The sequence below is a fragment of the Actinocorallia libanotica genome, from assembly GCF_039525175.1.
GTDB classification, from domain to species: domain Bacteria; phylum Actinomycetota; class Actinomycetes; order Streptosporangiales; family Streptosporangiaceae; genus Actinocorallia; species Actinocorallia libanotica.
Genome location: NZ_BAAAHH010000024.1, coordinates 86,890 through 103,520 on the forward strand (window position 1 = coordinate 86,890; position 16,631 = coordinate 103,520).

Annotated in this window: 14 protein-coding genes and 1 tRNA gene; 8 read left to right on the forward strand and 7 right to left on the reverse strand. The window is 73.6% G+C overall.

Annotation, left to right across the window (positions count from 1 at the left end; genetic code table 11):
- Nucleotides 1–110: 110 nt before the first annotated feature.
- The 5 genes from ABD140_RS25910 to ABD140_RS25930 form a co-directional block, all read right to left on the reverse strand.
- Entirely contained in the window at nt 111–1,229 is a 1,119-nt protein-coding gene (locus ABD140_RS25910) for an acetate/propionate family kinase (protein WP_344243582.1), read from the reverse strand.
- Entirely contained in the window at nt 1,229–3,271 is a 2,043-nt protein-coding gene (gene pta / locus ABD140_RS25915) for a phosphate acetyltransferase (RefSeq protein ID WP_344243583.1), read from the reverse strand. Before pta ends, ABD140_RS25910 begins: the two co-directional genes overlap by 1 nt.
- Before the next feature lie 101 nt (nt 3,272–3,372).
- Nucleotides 3,373–4,248, reverse strand: a complete 876-nt coding sequence (locus tag ABD140_RS25920) for a hypothetical protein (RefSeq protein ID WP_344243584.1) — start codon at nt 4,246–4,248, stop codon at nt 3,373–3,375.
- Nucleotides 4,249–4,328: 80 nt separating this feature from the next.
- Nucleotides 4,329–5,570, reverse strand: a complete 1,242-nt coding sequence (locus ABD140_RS25925) for an MFS transporter (RefSeq protein WP_344243585.1) — start codon at nt 5,568–5,570, stop codon at nt 4,329–4,331.
- Between the two features lie 71 nt (nt 5,571–5,641).
- The gene (locus ABD140_RS25930) at nt 5,642–6,166 is read right to left on the reverse strand and encodes an ATP-binding protein (protein WP_344243586.1); all 525 of its coding nucleotides are present in this window, start codon (nt 6,164–6,166) and stop codon (nt 5,642–5,644) included.
- Nucleotides 6,167–6,304: 138 nt separating this feature from the next.
- Here ABD140_RS25930 and ABD140_RS25935 point away from each other — a divergent pair, with 138 nt between their 5' ends.
- From ABD140_RS25935 to ABD140_RS25960, 6 genes are all read left to right on the forward strand, one after another.
- Nucleotides 6,305–6,538, forward strand: coding sequence for a DUF397 domain-containing protein (locus tag ABD140_RS25935; protein WP_344243587.1), 234 nt, complete (start codon nt 6,305–6,307; stop codon nt 6,536–6,538).
- Between the two features lie 196 nt (nt 6,539–6,734).
- Complete coding sequence (locus ABD140_RS25940) at nt 6,735–7,631, forward strand: helix-turn-helix domain-containing protein (protein WP_344243588.1); 897 nt, start codon at nt 6,735–6,737, stop codon at nt 7,629–7,631.
- A gap of 351 nt (nt 7,632–7,982) precedes the next feature.
- Entirely contained in the window at nt 7,983–8,237 is a 255-nt protein-coding gene (locus ABD140_RS25945) for a hypothetical protein (protein WP_344243589.1), read from the forward strand.
- Nucleotides 8,234–10,054 carry an AfsA-related hotdog domain-containing protein gene (locus ABD140_RS25950; RefSeq protein ID WP_344243590.1) on the forward strand — a complete coding sequence of 607 codons (1,821 nt, stop codon included), beginning with the start codon at nt 8,234–8,236 and terminating at the stop codon, nt 10,052–10,054. The genes ABD140_RS25945 and ABD140_RS25950 overlap by 4 nt, the downstream gene beginning before the upstream one ends.
- Nucleotides 10,051–12,663, forward strand: coding sequence for a phosphoenolpyruvate synthase (locus ABD140_RS25955; RefSeq protein ID WP_344243591.1), 2,613 nt, complete (start codon nt 10,051–10,053; stop codon nt 12,661–12,663). The genes ABD140_RS25950 and ABD140_RS25955 overlap by 4 nt, the downstream gene beginning before the upstream one ends.
- Nucleotides 12,660–12,809 carry a hypothetical protein gene (locus ABD140_RS25960; RefSeq protein ID WP_344243592.1) on the forward strand — a complete coding sequence of 50 codons (150 nt, stop codon included), beginning with the start codon at nt 12,660–12,662 and terminating at the stop codon, nt 12,807–12,809. Before ABD140_RS25955 ends, ABD140_RS25960 begins: the two co-directional genes overlap by 4 nt.
- 25 nt (nt 12,810–12,834) lie before the next feature.
- Here ABD140_RS25960 and ABD140_RS25965 read toward each other — a convergent pair whose 3' ends face one another.
- Nucleotides 12,835–13,605: an alpha/beta hydrolase gene (locus tag ABD140_RS25965; protein ID WP_344243593.1), complete on the reverse strand. Its 771-nt coding sequence runs from the start codon at nt 13,603–13,605 to the stop codon at nt 12,835–12,837.
- Between the two features lie 164 nt (nt 13,606–13,769).
- On the opposite strand from ABD140_RS25965, the gene ABD140_RS25970 reads away from it, so the two are divergent.
- Both ABD140_RS25970 and pyk read left to right on the forward strand, forming a co-directional pair.
- Complete coding sequence (locus ABD140_RS25970; protein ID WP_344243594.1) at nt 13,770–14,978, forward strand: MFS transporter; 1,209 nt, start codon at nt 13,770–13,772, stop codon at nt 14,976–14,978.
- Between the two features lie 88 nt (nt 14,979–15,066).
- Nucleotides 15,067–16,491, forward strand: a complete 1,425-nt coding sequence (pyk, locus tag ABD140_RS25975) for a pyruvate kinase (protein ID WP_344243595.1) — start codon at nt 15,067–15,069, stop codon at nt 16,489–16,491.
- Nucleotides 16,492–16,553: 62 nt separating this feature from the next.
- Here pyk and ABD140_RS25980 read toward each other — a convergent pair.
- Nucleotides 16,554–16,627, reverse strand: a tRNA-Leu gene (locus ABD140_RS25980).
- Nucleotides 16,628–16,631 lie beyond the last annotated feature (4 nt).

The following is a 16,631-nucleotide window of genomic DNA, read 5'->3' on the forward strand; positions in this document are numbered from 1 at the left end:
CGGAGAACCCGCAGGTCTCACCGTCCGTCCGGGAAGGCGGACGGCGAGACCGGTCCGGGCCGGTGGCGCCGCGTTCGGGCGGTGCCGCGCCGGGTCCGGGGGCGGCGGGGTCAGGTCAGGCCGGTGACGGCGAGGGTCTGGGTGGCGATCTCGCGTTCCTCGTCGGTGGGGATGACGAGGACGGTGACGGGGGAGTCGGGGGTGGAGATGACGCGGGCCTCGTGGGAGGGGGCGGTGTTGGCGGACGGGTCGGGGCGGATGCCGAGGGGTTCCAGGCCGGAGAGGGCCATGGCGCGGGTGCGGGGGTCGTTCTCGCCGACGCCGGCGGTGAAGACGAGGGCGTCGAGGCGGCCCAGGACGGCGTGGTAGGCGCCGATGTACTTGCGGATGCGGCGGGTGTAGACCTGCATGGCCAGGGCGGCGGCGGTGTCTCCGGCGTCGACCAGGGGCCAGATCTCGCGGAGGTCGTTGTGCCCGGCCAGGGCGCGCAGGCCGCTCTCGTGGTTGAGGGCGTGGTCGATGTCGGCGACGGACAGGCCGCGGGTGCGGGAGAGGAAGGCCGCCAGGGCCGGGTCCACGTCGCCGGAGCGGGTGCCCATGACCAGGCCCTCCAGGGGAGTGAGGCCCATGGAGGTGTCGACGCAGCGCCCGCCCTCGACGGCGCTGGCGCTGGCGCCGTTGCCCAGGTGCAGGACGATGGTGTTGAGCTCGGTGTAGGGGCGGCCGAGGAACTGCGCGGCGCGGCGGGAGACGTAGGCGTGCGAGGTGCCGTGGAAGCCGTAGCGCCGCACCCCGCCCTCGGTCCACTCACGGGGGATGGCGTAGGTGTAGGCCTCGGGCGGCATCGTCTGGTGGAAGGCGGTGTCGAAGACCGCCACGTGCGGCACGTCGGGGAAGGCCGCGCGGGCGGCGCGGATGCCGATGAGGTTCACCGGGTTGTGCAGCGGCGCCATCGGGGACAGCTCCTCGATGGTGCGCTCCACCGCGTCGTCGATGACCACGGGCTCGGCGTAGGCGTCGCCGCCGTGCACCACCCGGTGCCCGACGGCCACCACCTGGCGCAGCTCGGGCCCGGCCGCCTCGAGCTCGTCGATGACCTGCCGCATGCCCGCGCCGTGGTCGGTGACCCGCTCGACGATGCCGCCCGCCGCGGCGTCCCCCGAGCCGGCCTCGACCAGCCGGTACTTGATGGAGGACGACCCGCAGTTGAGGACCAGGACGTAGCGCATCACACCCCCTGGGCCTGGATCGCGGTGATGGCGACGGTGTTGACGATGTCCTGCACTGTGGCGCCGCGCGACAGGTCGTTGACCGGCTTGCGCAGGCCCTGCAGCACGGGGCCGACGGCGACGGCGCCCGCGCTGCGCTGCACCGCCTTGTAGAGGTTGTTGCCGGTGTCGAGGTTGGGCACGACGAACACGGTGGCGCGGCCCGCGACGGCGCTGCCGGGCATCTTGGCCCGCGCGACGGTCTCGTCGGCCGCGGCGTCGTACTGGATGGGGCCCTCGACGAGCAGGTCGGGCCGCAGCTCGCGGACGACGCCGGTGGCACGGCGCACCTTGTCCACCTCGGCGCCGCTGCCGGACGTGCCGGTGGAGTAGGAGAGCATCGCCACCCGCGGCTCGACGCCGAACACCGCGGCGGTCGTGGCCGACTGGACGGCGATGTCGGCGAGCTGCTCGGCCGTCGGGTCGGGGTTGATCGCGCAGTCCCCGTAGACCAGGACGCGGTCCTCCAGGCACATGAAGAACACGCTGGAGACCAGCCGCGCGTCCGGCGCGGTGCGGATGATCTCGAAGGCGGGCCGGATGGTGTGCGCGGTGGTGTGCGCCGCGCCGGAGACCATGCCGTCGGCCAGGCCCAGCTGCACCATGAGCGTGCCGAAGTACGACACGTCGGTGACGGTGTCGCGGGCCAGCTCCAGCGAGACGCCGCGGTGCGACCGGACGCGCGCGTACTCGGCGGCGAACCTCTCGCGCAGCTCCCGGTCGTAGGGGCTGATGATCCGCGCCGCGTCGAGGTCGAGGCCGAGCTGGGCGGCCCGCGCGCGGATCTCGTCCTGCTCGCCGAGCAGGACGAGGTCGGCCACGCCGCGCCGCAGCAGGGTGTCCGAGGCGCGCAGGATGCGTTCGTCGCCGCCCTCGGGCAGGACGATGGTGCGCCGGTCGCCGCGCGCCCGCTCCAGCAGGTCGTACTCGAACATCAGCGGGGTCACGGCGGGGGAGCGGGTGACGTGCAGCCGCTCCAGCAGCCGCTCGCCGTCGACGTGCTCGGCGAACAGCCGCAGCGCCAGGTCGATCTTGCCGGCGCCGGCGGTGCCGAGCCTGCCCTCGGCGCGGCCCAGCCGGGTGGCGCACTCGAAGGTGTCCAGGTCGGTGGCGATCACCGGCAGTTTGGGCGCCATGCCGTCGACCAGCCGCAGCACCGGTTCGGGCAGGTCGAGCCCGCCGGTCATGACGATTCCCGACAGCGCGGGGAACGTGGCGGCCGAGTGCGCCGCCAGCAGGCCCGGCAGCAGCGCCGCCGCCCGGTCGGAGGGGATGATGACCGTCTGGCCCTCGGTGAGCCGCTCCAGGATGTGGGGCAGGGACATGGCGCCGACGGCCAGCCCCGACACCTCGCGGCCGAGCTGCTCGGGGTCGCCGCGGAAGAGGCTTCCGGCGCAGGCGGCCATGAGGTCGCCGACGGTCGGGGCGGACAGCCGCGGCTCCTCGGGGACGACGAACGTGGGCTCGACGCCCACCGCCTCGCGCACCTCCGCCAGGTGCGCGGGGTCGACCCGGCTGACCACGACGCCCAGCAGCGCGGCGTGCTCGGCGGCGAGCTCCTTGGCGGCCAGGGCGACGCCGGCGGCGACCTCGTCGGGCCGCAGGCCGAGCCCGGTGGCCAGCAGCAGCACCGGCGCGCCCAGGTGCGAGGCGAGCACCGCGTTGAACTCGAACTCCGTGGGCGCGCCCACGTCGGTGAAGTCGGTGCCGACGACGATGACCACGTCGCAGGAGGCGGCCAGCGCGCGGTAGCCGGCGACGATGTCGGCGGTCGCCCGCGTCGGGTCGCGGTGCACCTCCTCGTAGGTGACGCCGGTGGCGCCGCGCGCGTTGAACCGGCTGACGACGGTCTCGATGATGGAGTCGACGCGCCCGGACTCCACGACCGGCCGGTACACGCCGAGCCTGCGGACCTTCCCGGAGAGCAGTTCGGCCAGCCCGAGGGTGACGGACGCCTTGCGGGTGGCGGCCCCGGTGGCGGCGAGGTAGACGGCGCGGGTCATGGATCTCCTGTCCGGAGGGGTCATCGGAACCGATCGTAGTTCCGTCTGCCCTACCCGCCGGAACGAGGTGGGGAAAACCCCGGGTGTCCCGGATCACCGTCTCAGGCGGATCCCACCAGCCAGGCGGGGTCGGCGCCCAGCCAGGTCCCCGGCAGGACGTGCAGCCTCCAGCGCCGCCCGTCGTACAGGCCCCACCGCCCCGCCCCGGCCGCGCACAGCCGTCCGGTGGCGGAGACGGCCAGCGCGTTGACGCTCAAGGGGGCGGTGTGGCGGGCCCAGCGGCGTCCGGTCCACTCCAGGAGGGTGCGGCCCGCCGCGGCCCAGGGGCGGCCGTGCCGGAGCGCGAGCGCGGTGACGGGTCCGGTCTTCGTCCGGTGCTCCTTCCAGGTCCTGCCGTCGAAGGAGAGCAGCAGGCCTTCGCGGTCGCGCTCCCCGCCCGCCCAGAGGCGCGAGCCGTGCGAGGCGACGGCCAGCAGCCGCACGGGCCGCCCGGGGACCGCGACGGGGGCCCAGCCGGTGAGCCCGCGGTGCAGGACGGCGGTGCCGGGGAAGCCGTGCCCCACGGCCCAGTCGCCGTGCACGCCGGTCAGCACGTAGGGGAACCCGGTGCCGGGGGCCTTCTCCTCGGTCCATCCGGTGTCGTCCCGGCACAGCAGCAGCGGCGTCTCGGCTCCGGCGAGCCGGTCGAACGCCCCGCCGACGGCGACGCGCCCCGCCACGCCGGTGAGCATCGCGCCGCTCAGGGCGGGGTCGAGGGCGGGCAGGGTCTCCTTCTCCCAGAGTGTCCCGTTCCAAGAGAGGATGAGCGGCCCCGTGCCGGTGGCTCCCACCGCATACGGATCGCATACCGCCTGAAGAAGGAAGCCGCCTCCCGGATCGGGCAGCGGGGTGCGCTGAAAGTCTCCGGCGTCGCGGCGGGCCGCCAAGCCTCTGACGGCCCTGGCCTCCGCCGCGCGGACCGGTCCCCCGACGCTCATGCCGCGAAACTATAGGAAGACGAAAGGGTCATGTCCCCTCACAGCCGTGAAACGATGACCTTTTTGGGTTTCTACCCCGGTCATCGACTTAACACTCCGAGATGCATCTTTTCGGTCTGGGCGCGCCGGGCGATCCGCCGCTCCCTGGCCGGGCCCGCCAGCAGGTGCCCCAGCGCCGCCAGCGCGCCGACCGCCCCGCACAATACCCAGTGCAGGTCGCCGAGCCGCTCCAGGGACACTCCGCCCAGGGCGGGAGCCGCGAAAGAGGCGGCGGGGAAGACGAGGTAGAACACGCCCTGGTAGCGCCCGCGCAGCCGCTGGGGCGCGAGTTCGGCGATGACCTCGGCGTTGGGCGGCGCGGCGAGCATCGACCCGGCCGTCCAGACCAGCGCGGCCGCCAGGTGCAGGGGCACCTCGTCGGCGAGGGCCACCAGCGCGAACCCGCCGCCCACCAGCAGGTTGGCCAGCGCCAGCACCCGCGCCTTGGGCCGCCCTCCGATGAGGCGGGGCACGAGCAGCTGCCCGGCCACGATCAGCGCCCCCGCGCACGCCGTCACCAGCCCGTAGGCCGCCGGTCCCAGGCCGTCGGCGCTCATCGCCAGCGGGAGGATCGTGGAGCTCTGCGTGCTCATGTACGCCAGGAGCAGCGTCAGCCCGACGAAGACCAGATAGGTCCGGTCGGCGAAGACGGCGCCCAGTCCGGGGCCGCGTCGGGAGGGGCCCTCGGGCGCGGGCGGCGCGGGCGGCAGCGTCTCGCGGACCTTCACCGCCAGGAGGAGGAAGGTGGCGAAGGTGGCGGCGGCCTCGACCACGAAGAGGAGGGTGAAGCTCATCTCCGCCAGCAGCCCGGCCAGCAGCCCCGCCGCGGCCACACCCAGGTTGTGCGCCCAGAACTGGAGGTTGAACGCGCGCTGCCGGTCCGCGGGCGGCACGACGTCCGTGATCGCGGCGACCAGGGGCGGTCCCGCCATGCTCTGGAAGGCGCCGAGCAGGAACGTCACCGCGGCGATCACCGGCAGCCGGGTGGCGAAGGCGAGGGCGAGCATGAGCCCGGCCGCCGCCAGGTGGCAGGCCAGGAGGGTGCGGCGCCGACCCCACCGGTCGGCGAGCACCCCGCCCGCCAGCACCCCGACGGCCCCGCCCGCGCCGCTCAGCCCGACGACCAGACCTGCCGTGGCGGCGTCCACGCCCCGGCGCTGCACGAGGTAGAGCGAAAGGAAGAGCACCCCGAAACCGCCGACGCGGTTGATCAGCATGCCCAGCCAGAGGTACCAGTACGCGGCCGGCAGCCCGCCCGTCCCCGATCGCCGCTCGGCTCGCACCGCACCCCGCTATCTGTAAAGAAACCTTCTAGATAGTAGGGGGAGCGCCGCCGCGGCGGGAAGGGCGGGGCTCAGAGCGCGAACGAGGCCCAGACCGCCTTGCCGCCGGTGGACAGCGGCGCCCAGCTCCAGGCCTCGGAGACCGCCGCGACCACCTGCAGGCCCCGCCCGCTCTCGGCGAACTCGTCCGGCTCGCCGAGTACCGGGGGCTCCCCGCCGGGGTCGGTGACGATCACCAGGATGCGGCGCTCCTGGCGCATGAGGATGAGCTGGATCGGGGCGCGGGCGGCGCGGTGGCGGCCGGGCAGGCCGTAGCGCAGGGCGTTGGTGACCAGCTCGGAGATCACCACCCCGGCCTCGCACAGGAGGTGCTCCAGCTCCCACTCGGCCAGGGTCTTCCGGGCGAAGTCCCGGGCGATCCTGGGCGAGTCCAGGTTGCTGTTCAACGGGTGCCGGGCGAGCCGGCTGGTGCCGGAGACCGGCGGGGTAGGCCAGTTGCTCGCATGCAGGGTCGGCAGCATCTCCGGCCATCTGCCCTCTTCGGTGCAGAAGAGCCGGCGGCTGTGGATCATGCGAGGAGCCCGCTTAACGGTCATGAAATGTCCTGACGCGGTCCGGTGATGCGCTGGGTGGGTGTCCGCTATCTTTCCCTTCCGAGCCGTGCAGGTGCAAGGGCTTCTGCACGTGCATCGGTCCTTGCAGCGGAAAAAATCATGCTTGGAACGGAGCAATCCATGGGGGATCACGCACAGGGAGCGTTCGCGCACGCAGCAGAACCGCTCTGGTTCAAGAGCAGGCACAGCAACCCCAGCGGTAACTGCGTCGAGCTCAGGGCGCTGCCGAACGGGGAGATCGCCATGCGCAACTCCCGGCACCCCGACGGTCCGGTGCTCATCTACACGCGCGCGGAGATCGAGGCCTTCCTCGGCGGCGCCAAGGACGGTGAGTTCGATCACCTCGTCGCCTGAGCGATCGCTCAATCGGCGGTCCGGGGTGCCCGTCCGGGGGGTTGACGGGGTGGTTGACCCCTCGTCACCTGGGATTACGGGGGACGGGTCGGCTGGAGCGCATGGTCAAGAGGGGCACCGCATGGGATACTGATCCGCCCGTTATAGGAAGTCTCACCGGGCCGCGCCGGGAAGGCCGGCCCTCCAGGGAGCCACGATGGCCCGAGCGGCAGAAGCGACCCTGCTGGACATCTCCGCCGCGGTCGGCGGCGGCCCCACCGTGCTGCGCATCCTGCTGGGTGCGCAGCTGCGGCGGCTGAGGGAGGCCCAGGGCATCACCCGGGAGCAGGCGGGGTATGCGATCCGCGCCTCGGACTCCAAGATCAGCCGGTTGGAGCTCGGCCGCGTCTCCTTCCGCGAGCGCGATGTGGCCGACCTGCTCGCCCTCTACGGCGTCCACGACCCCGCCGAGCGGGAGAAGGCGCTCGCGCTGGCCCGCCGGGCCAGCGCGAACGGGTGGTGGCACGACTACAACGACCTGCTGCCCCGCTGGTTCGAGAACTACATCGGCCTGGAGGAGGCGGCCAGCCGCATCCGCGCCTACGAGGTGCAGTTCGTCCCCGGCCTGCTGCAGAGCGAGGCCTACGCCAGGGCGGTCACGCTGCTGGGCCACGGCGGCGCGGCGGCCGAGGACGTGGAGCGCCGCGTCGAGATGCGCATGAAGCGCCAGGAGCTTCTGCACTCCGACCACGCGCCCCACCTGTGGGCCGTGGTCGACGAGGCGGTCGTACGGCGCCCCCTGGGCGGCCGCGAGGTGATGCGCGGGCAGCTGCGGCGCCTCATCGAGCTGTGCGAGCTGCCCAACGTCACCGTCCAGGTCGTGCCGTTCGCGCGGGGCGGCCACGCGGCGGCCGGCGGCCCCTTCAGCATCCTGCGCTTCGCCGAGCCCGACCTGCCGGACATCGTCTACCTGGAGCAGCTCACCAGCGCCCTGTACCTCGACAAGCGCGAGGACATCGAACGCTACCTCACGGTCATGGAGCAGCTCTGCGTGGAGGCCGAGCCGGTCGCCGCCACCCCGGACCTCCTCAAGCGCATCCACGACGCGATGTGAAGCGCACCCCCGCCGACGCGTCCGGTCTCCAGGTCTCACCTGCGGGCCGGGCGTTTTTGTTTTCCCCGGCACCGGGGTCCGCGCTTCCTTTGTCGAGCAGAGTCAATTTGCCCGCCAGAGGCCTGCTTTGTGACTCATCTGACAAGGACAATACGTATTACGTGTTTCGGAACCCCGGTGCGAGCGGGGCTCCGGCACCCCGCGTGACCTGGACCACCCCTATCTCGGATCCCCTGTTAAAGGCATGTGAACTCCGGGTGCCGTTCTCGTTCTGGTTTGACAACCAAAGATCCACTCGTCTTCGATGGGCTTTTCACATGAAGTGTCGTTAAAGCGTGGAGGGGGCGATCGGTGGGGGAGCCGACGCATTCCGCGGGGCAAGTGCTGGGCCACCGCCACCCGGACGTCGTCGCCGCCGTCCGCGCCCGGCTCGCCCTCGTGCCCACCGCCACCCGCGCCCTGGCCAACCCGGCGGCCGCCGTGGTGCTGGTCCCGGGCCGCTCGGTGCCCAAGACGACCAGCGGCAAGATCCAGCGGCTGCCCACCCGGGAGCGGCCGCTGTCCGGAGAGCTGGAGATCATCGCACGGCGGGGGGAGACGGCATGACGGCGGTCGCCGGAATCGGCGCGGCACAACCGCTCGCACGGGAGGCGCCGGAGGCGACGATCGGCGGCGAGCACGCCGAACCGGTGCCCGAGGCGCTCTCGGCGCTGCCGCGCAAGCGCGCGCTGTTCGCGGTCGACAGCTACTTCCGCGACGGCTGGGACGACCTGCTCGCGGTCGTGCCCGACCCGTGGCCGCTGCTGGACCGGCACGCCACGCTGCTGCTCAAACCCGACGCGGTGGCCGGACGGCGGCTGGAGGCGGCCCTGGAGTGGCTGCTGGAGCAGGACGCGGTGATCGTCGCGGCCGAGATCGTCGCCCTCGACCGGCACAGCGCCCGCGCGATGTGGTGGTACCAGTGGAACGTCGCCACCAAGGAGCGGCGGGACCTGGTCGACGCGCTGGTCCGCGCGGGCGGCAGCCTGCTGCTGGTGGCGCGGCTGCCCGAGGCGCCGATCCCGGCGACCCTGCGGCTGAGCGGCCTCAAGGGTCCGGCCGACCCGGCCCGCCGCGAGCCGTGGCAGCTGCGGCACCGCCTGGACGACGACGACCTCCTGGTCGACTTCGTGCACACCGCCGACGAGCCCGCCGACCTGGTCCGCGAGTTCGGCGTCCTGCTGGACGGCCGCGACCGGCGCCGCGTCTACGCCGACCTGGCCGCGGGCGCCGACCGGGAGGACAAGGCGCGCGAGCTGATCGCCGAGCTGTACCGCAGGAGCCCCGGGCACGACCTTTCCTACGACCGCGCCCTCGAGCGCGGCGCGCGCGGCGAGCCGGCCGAGCCCTGGGACTCGGTGGTGCTCGGCGCGACCGTCGTGAACCCGTCGGTGCCCGGCAGGACCGCGCTGCTCACCGGCGTCACCACCGCCCAGTGGGAGCACGCCGCCGTCCGCGAGCCGCGCCCGCTGTGCCGCGAACGCGCCCTTCCCGGCCCCCTGGTGCACAAGGAGGGCCTGGGAGAGGTCTTCCTCACCGACCACCTGGCCGACGGCTCCGGAGGCGTCGTGCTGGCCGGGGAGCTCCCCGCCGCCCACCGCTTCTACAACGACCTGCCCTCGGCCGGGATCGACCTCCTGTCCGTCCTGGAGATGTGCCGCCAGGGCTGCTACGTCCTCGCCCACGGCCACCACGGCGTACCGCAGAACGTCCGCTTCGGGCTGCGGGAGCTGAGCGGGCGGCTCACCGCCGACCCCGACGCCGTCCGCGACCGGCGGGTGCGGGTCGAGGTGGACGTCGCCCGCCGCTTCTCCTCCGGGCTGGCCCTGGACTACCGGGTCGCGGCCTTCGACGGGACGGAGCTGGCGACCGCCCGCTCCTCCTTCTCCTGGTGGGGCGAGGCGGAGTGGCGCGAGCTGCGCGCCGCGGGACGCGCCCGGCACGGGCTCGGCGCGCGGATCGGCGCCCCCGACCGGACCGGCCTGTTCCCCGCGGCCCGGAACGTCGGGCGCACCCACGACGGCAACGTCGTGCTGGCCGACCTGGTGCGGCGGCACGGCGAGACCACCGCGCGGGTCGCGGTGGACCCGGCGAACCCGGCGATGTTCGAGCACCCCCAGGACCGCGTCCCGGGCATGGTGCTGCTGGAGGCGGCCCGCCAGGCCGCGCTGTGGACGATGTCCCGCCACTTCGGCGTGCCCGCGGGGCGGCTGGCCGTGCGGAGGTTCGACGCCCGCTTCGCGGCGGCGGCGGAGTTGGACGCCCGACTCGCCTGTATCGCGACGGTCTCGGCTGATCGCGGCGGAAAGGGCGCGGTGATCGTGAGGTTCGTCCAGGATGGGGTGGAACCGGCGGAGGTGATGGTGGAGGTGGTACGGGCATGAGCGCGCTCGGCGGCAAGGGAGAGAACCTGCGGCGGCTGACCGAGGCGGGCCTTCGGGTCCCCGTCTGGTCCGCGGTCGGCGTGGACGTGCTGCGCGGTTTCCGGGAACGCTCGGGCCTGGACCAGGAGCTGGCGGGCCTGCTGGCCGGGCTCGACCCCGACAGCGCCTGGGAGGTCTCGGCCCGCATCACCAAGGCCTTCTCGGTGACCCCGCTGGACGGACCCGCCCTGAAGGCGATCTGGCGCGCCTACGACGCCGTCGGGCAGGGCGCCGTCGCGGTGCGCTCCTCCGGCGCCGACGAGGACCTGCCGAACTTCTCCTTCGCCGGGCAGTACTCCTCCTTCCTGGGGGCGAGCGGGTTCGACGAGGTGGCCGAGCGGGTCCGGGACTGCTGGGCGTCGGCGTACTCGGCGCGGTCGCTGGTCTACCGCTGGCTGCACGACCTGCCCACCGACCGGATCGACCTGGCGGTCGTGCTCCAGGAGCTGGTGCCCGCCGAGGTCAGCGGGGTGATGTTCACCGCCGACCCGGTCTCCGGCGACCGCTCCAAGGCGCTCATCAGCTGCGTCTACGGCCTGGGCGAGACGCTGGTGACGGGCCAGGTCGACGCCGACACCCTCACCCTGGACCGGCCGAGCCGGGTCGTCGGCGACGCCGTCATCGGGGAGAAGGCCGAGCGGCTCGACGCCGGGTCCGGCGGCACGGGGCTCAGCCCGGTCTCGCCGTTCGCCCGCGAGCGGTTCGCGCTGTCCAACGACCAGGTCGGCGAGCTCGGCGACCTGGCCGACCGTGTCGAGGAGCTGTTCGGCGCCCCGCAGGACGTGGAATGGGCGCTGAGCGACGGCGTCTTCCACGTGCTGCAGAGCCGCCCGATCACCACCCTGCGCGAGGCCGAGGGGGAGGTGCGGGTGTGGGACAACTCCACCGTCATCGAGTCGTTCGGCGAGGTCACCGCCCCCCTGACGTTCAGCTTCGCGCGCCACGCCTACAGCCGCGTCTACCGCGACTACGTGCGGCTGCTCGGGGTGCCGCGCCGGGACCTGGCGAAGCTGGACGGGATGTTCGGCGAGATGCTGGGCTATTTCGACGGCCGCGTCTACTACAACGTCCTCAACTGGTACAAGATCATCAGGCTGCTGCCCGGATACGCCCTCAACCGGCGCGTCCTCGCCGCGGCGATGGGCGTCCGGGAGACCTCCGAGGAGCTCGCCGAGGCCCAGCACCCGATCGACCCGCCGCTGCGCGAGCGCCTGGTGCGGCTGCGCGTCGCCCTGCGGTTCCTGCGCATGTTCTTCACCGTCCGCCGGTCGGTCGCCTCCTTCATCGACCACTTCCACGAGGTGTACGAGGAGTTCGACGCCGTCGACTACGAGGCGCTGCCCGGCCACGAGGTGAACCGGGCGCTGCACCGGCTGGAGGAGCGCCTCCTGTCGCGGTGGGGCGGCACCGCCGTGCTCGACAACGTGATCATGCTCTCGTACGGCGTGCTCTACGGACTGAACGCCCGCTGGCTGCCCGACGCCCCCGAATGGCTGACGCGGGAGGCGGTGAAGGTCGGCGACGACGTCGAGTCCACCGCCCCCGCGCGGCGGCTCGGCGAGCTGGCCGGGCTGCTGTCCGAGCGCCCCGAGCTGGCCGAGGAGGTGCGCGAGCGCCACGCGGGCGAGCTGTGGGAGTGGCTGCGCGAGGCCGAGGGCGAGGACGCCGCGTGGCTGCGCGCCGAGCTCGGCGGCTTCCTCGCCGCGTTCGGCTACCGCAGCGCCAACGAGCTCAAACTGGAGGAGCCGGACCTGCACGACGACCCGTCGCTGCTGATGTCCATGCTCAAGGACGCGCTGCTGCTGGCCGGAGCCGCCCCCGTCGTTCGGGTCGAGCACGACGTCGATGCCTACCTGCGGGAGCACCTGAGCGCTCCCAAGCGGTTCGTCTACGACCTGGTGCGCGGCAAGGTGCGCGAGGCGCTGCGCGAACGCGGGCGCGTCCGCTTCGCCCGCACCCGCGCGTTCGGCATGGCCCGCCGCATGTTCAAGGCCATGGGCAGGGACCTGGCGGCGGTCGGCGCGCTGGGCGACCGCCGCGACGTCTTCCTGCTCAAGCTGGAGGAGATCCGCGCCGCCTACGCCGGCACCATGAACCACCGCGAGCTGCGCCCGCTGGCCGAGCTGCGCAAGACCCAGCGGGCCAAGCAGCGGCTCCTGCCCGCGCCGCCGCCGAGGTTCCTCACCCGCGGCAGCGTCTACTGGGGTGTGCAGACTCCCGACCCGGCGCCCGCCGGGGAGGGGGAGGCCACCGGGGTGCTGCAGGGCACCCCGTGCAGCCCCGGCGTCGTCACCGCGAAGGCGCGGGTCGTCGACGGCCCCCGCGACGTCGGGGGCGGCGTGCTGGTCGCCTACCGCACCGACCCGGGCTGGGTGGGCGCGCTGTCCTCGGCCGCCGCGCTGCTCGTCGAGCGCGGCAGCCCGCTCGCCCACGTCGCGATCGTCGCGCGGGAGCTGGGGGTGCCGACGGTCGTGCAGATCCCCGGGCTGACCGGACGGGTGGAGGACGGGATGACCCTCACCGTCGACGGGGGCACCGGAGTGGTCAAGATCGAGAAGGAGCGCGCTTGAGCGGCGGGGAAGAACGCCGGAGGCGGGTCGGCGGCCGCCTCCGGGCCATCACGGAGCGGGCGGAGCGCGAGGAGATCGCCGCGACCGTCGCCCACCTGGCCGAGCCCCGCTCCCGCCGAGCCCTCCCGGAGGTCCACCTCCGCTGAGCGCGGCGCGCCCCGGCCGGTCCCGTCAGCCCGCCTCGGGGGAGAGCGACCCGGAGGACGCACGTCCCGCCCACTCGGCGATGCGCAGGCTCAGCGCCTCGGTGGTGGCGACCTCGGCGTGGCCCATCTCGGGCTCCATCCACAGCTCCTTGGGCCGGGTGGCCCGCTCGTAGAGCAGCTCCCCGTGGTCGGGAGGGAAGAACGCGTCGCGCCCGCCGTGGACGATCAGCACCGGGCAGGCGATGTCCCCGACCACCTCAAAGGGCGCGGCGGGCACCGGATCCCAGCCCGCGGGGGAGATGCGGGTGCGCTTGGCCAGCCGCGCGGCGGCGCGGCCCAGCCTGCGCTCGATGGCCCAGTGCACCCTGCGCATGGGCACGGTGTCCCGGTAGTACCAGCGGGCGGGCGAGCTGACCGAGACCACCGCGTCGACGCCGCCGATCAGCGCGGCGTGCCGCAGCGCGATCGAGGCGCCCATGGAGAACCCGACGGTGACCACCCGGGCGTGGTGCCCGCGGGCGTGGCGGACGGCGGCCTCGAGGTCGTGGATCTCCCGGTCGCCGACGGTCGAGAGCCCGCCCGAGCGCCCGTGCCCCCGGTAGTCGAGCGTGCAGACCGCGGCGGAGCGGCCCAGCACCGCCGTGATCGCCCGCAGCCCGGGCAGCTCCTGGTGGCAGGTGAAGCCGTGCCCGACCACCAGGCACAGCTCCGCGTCGGCGGGCGAGGCCGCCGCGTGGTACCGGGCGGCGACGCGCACGCCGTCGGATGTGGTGAGGGTGAGGGGAGTGACGGCCACGCTTCCATTATCGGTGCTGTTCAAGGCGGGTATAAACTCGGACTTCTGACCGCATGGCGGCTGTCCCGACCAGGGACGGTATCTACCCCGGTCCGACGCTGAAGCTCATGGCGGACCGGGGAAGCCGGGTTCCGTCACGCACTCGACGACGGAGAACCCGGATCTTGAAGTCCTACCTCGCGCTGCTGGGCACCCCCGGAGCCTGGCGCTTCCTGCTGCCCGCCCTGTGCGCGCGCCTGCCCTTCGCGATGCTGCAGCTGGGCATCATGCTGCTCGTGGAGTGGGCCACCGGCTCCTACGGCTGGGCCGGCGCCGCCTCGGCCGCCTCGGCCGTCGCCCAGGCCCTCGTCGGGCCGTGGACCGGGCGGCTGGCCGACCGGCACGGCCAGGCCCGGGTGCTGGTGCCCCAGGTGCTGGCGCACGCCGTCCTGCTGGCGGCGCTGCTGGCGCTGGCCCAGCGGCGGGCCGAGCCGCTGCTGCTGGTGGCCGTGGGCTGCCTGGCGGGCGCGACGGTGCCCCAGGTCGGCTCGATGGTGCGGGCCCGCTGGGCGCACCTCCTGCCGTCGGAGCGGGTGGGCACGGCCTTCGCGCTGGAGTCGGTCACCGACGAGCTGACCTTCACCCTGGCCCCCGTCGTGCTGCTGGCGGTCGCCACCGCCCACAGCCCCGTGTGGGCCCTGGGCCTGGCGCTCGTCCTGGTGCTGGCGGGCACCCTGCTGTTCGCCGGGGTGCGGCACGGCGCCCCCTCGCCCGACCCGGCGGCCGCCGGGGCCGCCGGAGCGGTGCTGGGCAGGCGGGGCGTGCCGGTGCTGGCCGTCGCCTTCCTGGGCGTCGGCTCGGTCTTCGGCAGCCTCCAGGTGGGCCTCACCGCGCTGACCTCCGAGCTGGGCAGCCCCGGCTCGGCCGGGACCATCTACGGCACGTTCTCCGCGGGCAGCCTGGTCGGCGGGCTCGTCTACGGGGGCCTCAAGGCCGGGACCCGGCTGCCGTCCCGGCTCACCCTGCTGCTGTGCCTGCTGGCCGCCGCCCTCGCCGGGCCCGCCCTGGTGCAGTCGCTGGGCCTGATGTACGGGGCGGCGGCGCTGACCGGGCTGGTCATCGCGCCCTGCATCATCACCGGGTACACCCTGCTGGACGCGCTGGTGCCGGCCGAGGTGAAGACTGAGGCCTACGCCTGGCTGAACGGTTCGGTGGCGCTGGGCATCGCGCTGGGCGCCGCGGTCTCGGGCCAGCTCGTCGACCGGCTGGGCGCGGCGCCGGCCTTCCTCGTCGCGCCCGCCGTCGTCGCCCTGGCGGCGCTGCTGACCGGACTGCGCGGCGCGAGCCTGCGCCCGGCCGCGGCGCGCGCGCCGGAGTCGGCGACCATGGTCTAGACCACTGAGGGAAGTTCTCGGTGAACAGACGGTGATGCCCTGCTCGGAAGGTGCCCATACCGGCGGGTAACTACCTAGGGTGGGACCTGTGAGTCGTCGAGCGAAGATCGTCAGCACCATCGGACCGGCGTGTTCCGGCCGCGAGCAGATCAAGGCACTCGTGGAGGCCGGGATCGACGTGGCCCGCCTGAACATGAGCCACGGGTCGCACGAGCAGCACGCGCAGGTGTACGGGTACCTGCGCGAGGCGGCGGAGGCCACCGGCCGCGCCATCGGCGTGCTCGCCGACCTCCAGGGCCCCAAGATCCGGCTGGGCCGCTTCCCCGACGGCCCGGTGCGGCTCAACGTGGGCGACGAGTTCACCATCACCGTCGAGGACGTCCCCGGCAGCCGCAAGGAGGTCTCCACGACCTACAAGGGCCTGCCCGGCGACGTCGCCCCCGGCGACACCGTGCTCGTCGACGACGGGAAGGTCTCCCTGGAGGTCGTCTCGGTCGAGGGGCCCCGGGTGCTCACCCGCGTGGTCGTCGGCGGCATGGTCTCCGACAACAAGGGCCTGAACCTGCCCGGTGTCGCCGTCAGCGTGCCCGCCCTGACCGCCAAGGACGAGGCGGACCTGCGCTGGGCGCTGCGCATCGGCGTGGACATGGTCGCGCTGTCGTTCGTCCGCGACGCCGCCGACGCCCAGGAGTGCTACGCCATCATGGCCGAGGAGGGCGTGCGCGTCCCCCTGATCGCCAAGATCGAGAAGCCGCAGGCGGTGCGGGCGCTGCCCGAGATCGTCGACGCATTCGACAGCGTCATGGTCGCCCGCGGCGACCTGGGCGTGGAGCTGCCGCTGGAGCAGGTGCCGATCGTGCAGAAGCGCGCCATCGAGCTGTGCCGCGAGAAGGCGCACCCGGTGATCGTGGCCACCCAGATGCTGGAGTCGATGATCAGCGCGGCCCGGCCGACCCGGGCCGAGGCCAGCGACGTGGCCAACGCGATCTTCGACGGCGCGGACGCGGTGATGCTCTCCGGCGAGACCGCCGTCGGCCAGTACCCGATCGAGGCGGTCCAGACGATGTCGCGGATCGCCGCGGCCGCCGAAGAGGCGACCCTGGAGGCCGACCCCACGCTCGAGCGGGTGCCCGAGACGGTCGGCGGCGCCATCGCCCGCGCCGCCGCCGAGGTCGGCGCGATCATCGGCGCCAAGGCGCTGGTGGCCTTCACCATGTCGGGGGAGACCGCCCGCCGGCTGGCCCGCTACCGCAGCCCCATCCCGCTGCTGGCCTTCACCGAGGTCGAGCGCACCCGCGCCCAGCTCTCCCTGACCTGGGGCGTGGAGTCCTTCCTGGTCCCGCACGTCGACCACACCGACGAGATGGTCGCCCAGGTCGAGCAGTCCCTGCTGGAGCTCGGCCGCTTCCGCAAGGGCGACCTCATCGTGATCGTGGCGGGCATGCCGCCGGGCACGGTCGGCTCCACCAACTCCCTGCGCGTGCACCGGCTGGGCGACACGATCACCCCCTGAGGGGCGGAGACGACGAGAGCCGCGCACCCGCGGGGGTGGGCGGCTCTTCGCTGTGCTCGCGGTGCCCCAAGTGGGATTCGAACCCACACTGTGCGGTGTTTGAGACCGCCCTCTCTGCCGGTTGGAGTATTGGGGCTTCA

What these genes read in the sequence shown, in the direction of transcription:
- ABD140_RS25920 (WP_344243584.1), bottom strand. Translation starts at nt 4,248, where the DNA reads ATGAGCGTCGGGGGACCGGTCCGCGCGGCGGAGGCCAGGGCCGTCAGA.
- ABD140_RS25930 (WP_344243586.1), bottom strand. Translation starts at nt 6,166, where the DNA reads ATGACCGTTAAGCGGGCTCCTCGCATGATCCACAGCCGCCGGCTCTTC.
- ABD140_RS25940 (WP_344243588.1), top strand. Translation starts at nt 6,735, where the DNA reads ATGGCCCGAGCGGCAGAAGCGACCCTGCTGGACATCTCCGCCGCGGTC.
- ABD140_RS25950 (WP_344243590.1), top strand. Translation starts at nt 8,234, where the DNA reads ATGACGGCGGTCGCCGGAATCGGCGCGGCACAACCGCTCGCACGGGAG.
- pta (WP_344243583.1), bottom strand. Translation starts at nt 3,271, where the DNA reads ATGACCCGCGCCGTCTACCTCGCCGCCACCGGGGCCGCCACCCGCAAG.
- ABD140_RS25935 (WP_344243587.1), top strand. Translation starts at nt 6,305, where the DNA reads ATGGGGGATCACGCACAGGGAGCGTTCGCGCACGCAGCAGAACCGCTC.
- ABD140_RS25955 (WP_344243591.1), top strand. Translation starts at nt 10,051, where the DNA reads ATGAGCGCGCTCGGCGGCAAGGGAGAGAACCTGCGGCGGCTGACCGAG.
- ABD140_RS25910 (WP_344243582.1), bottom strand. Translation starts at nt 1,229, where the DNA reads ATGCGCTACGTCCTGGTCCTCAACTGCGGGTCGTCCTCCATCAAGTAC.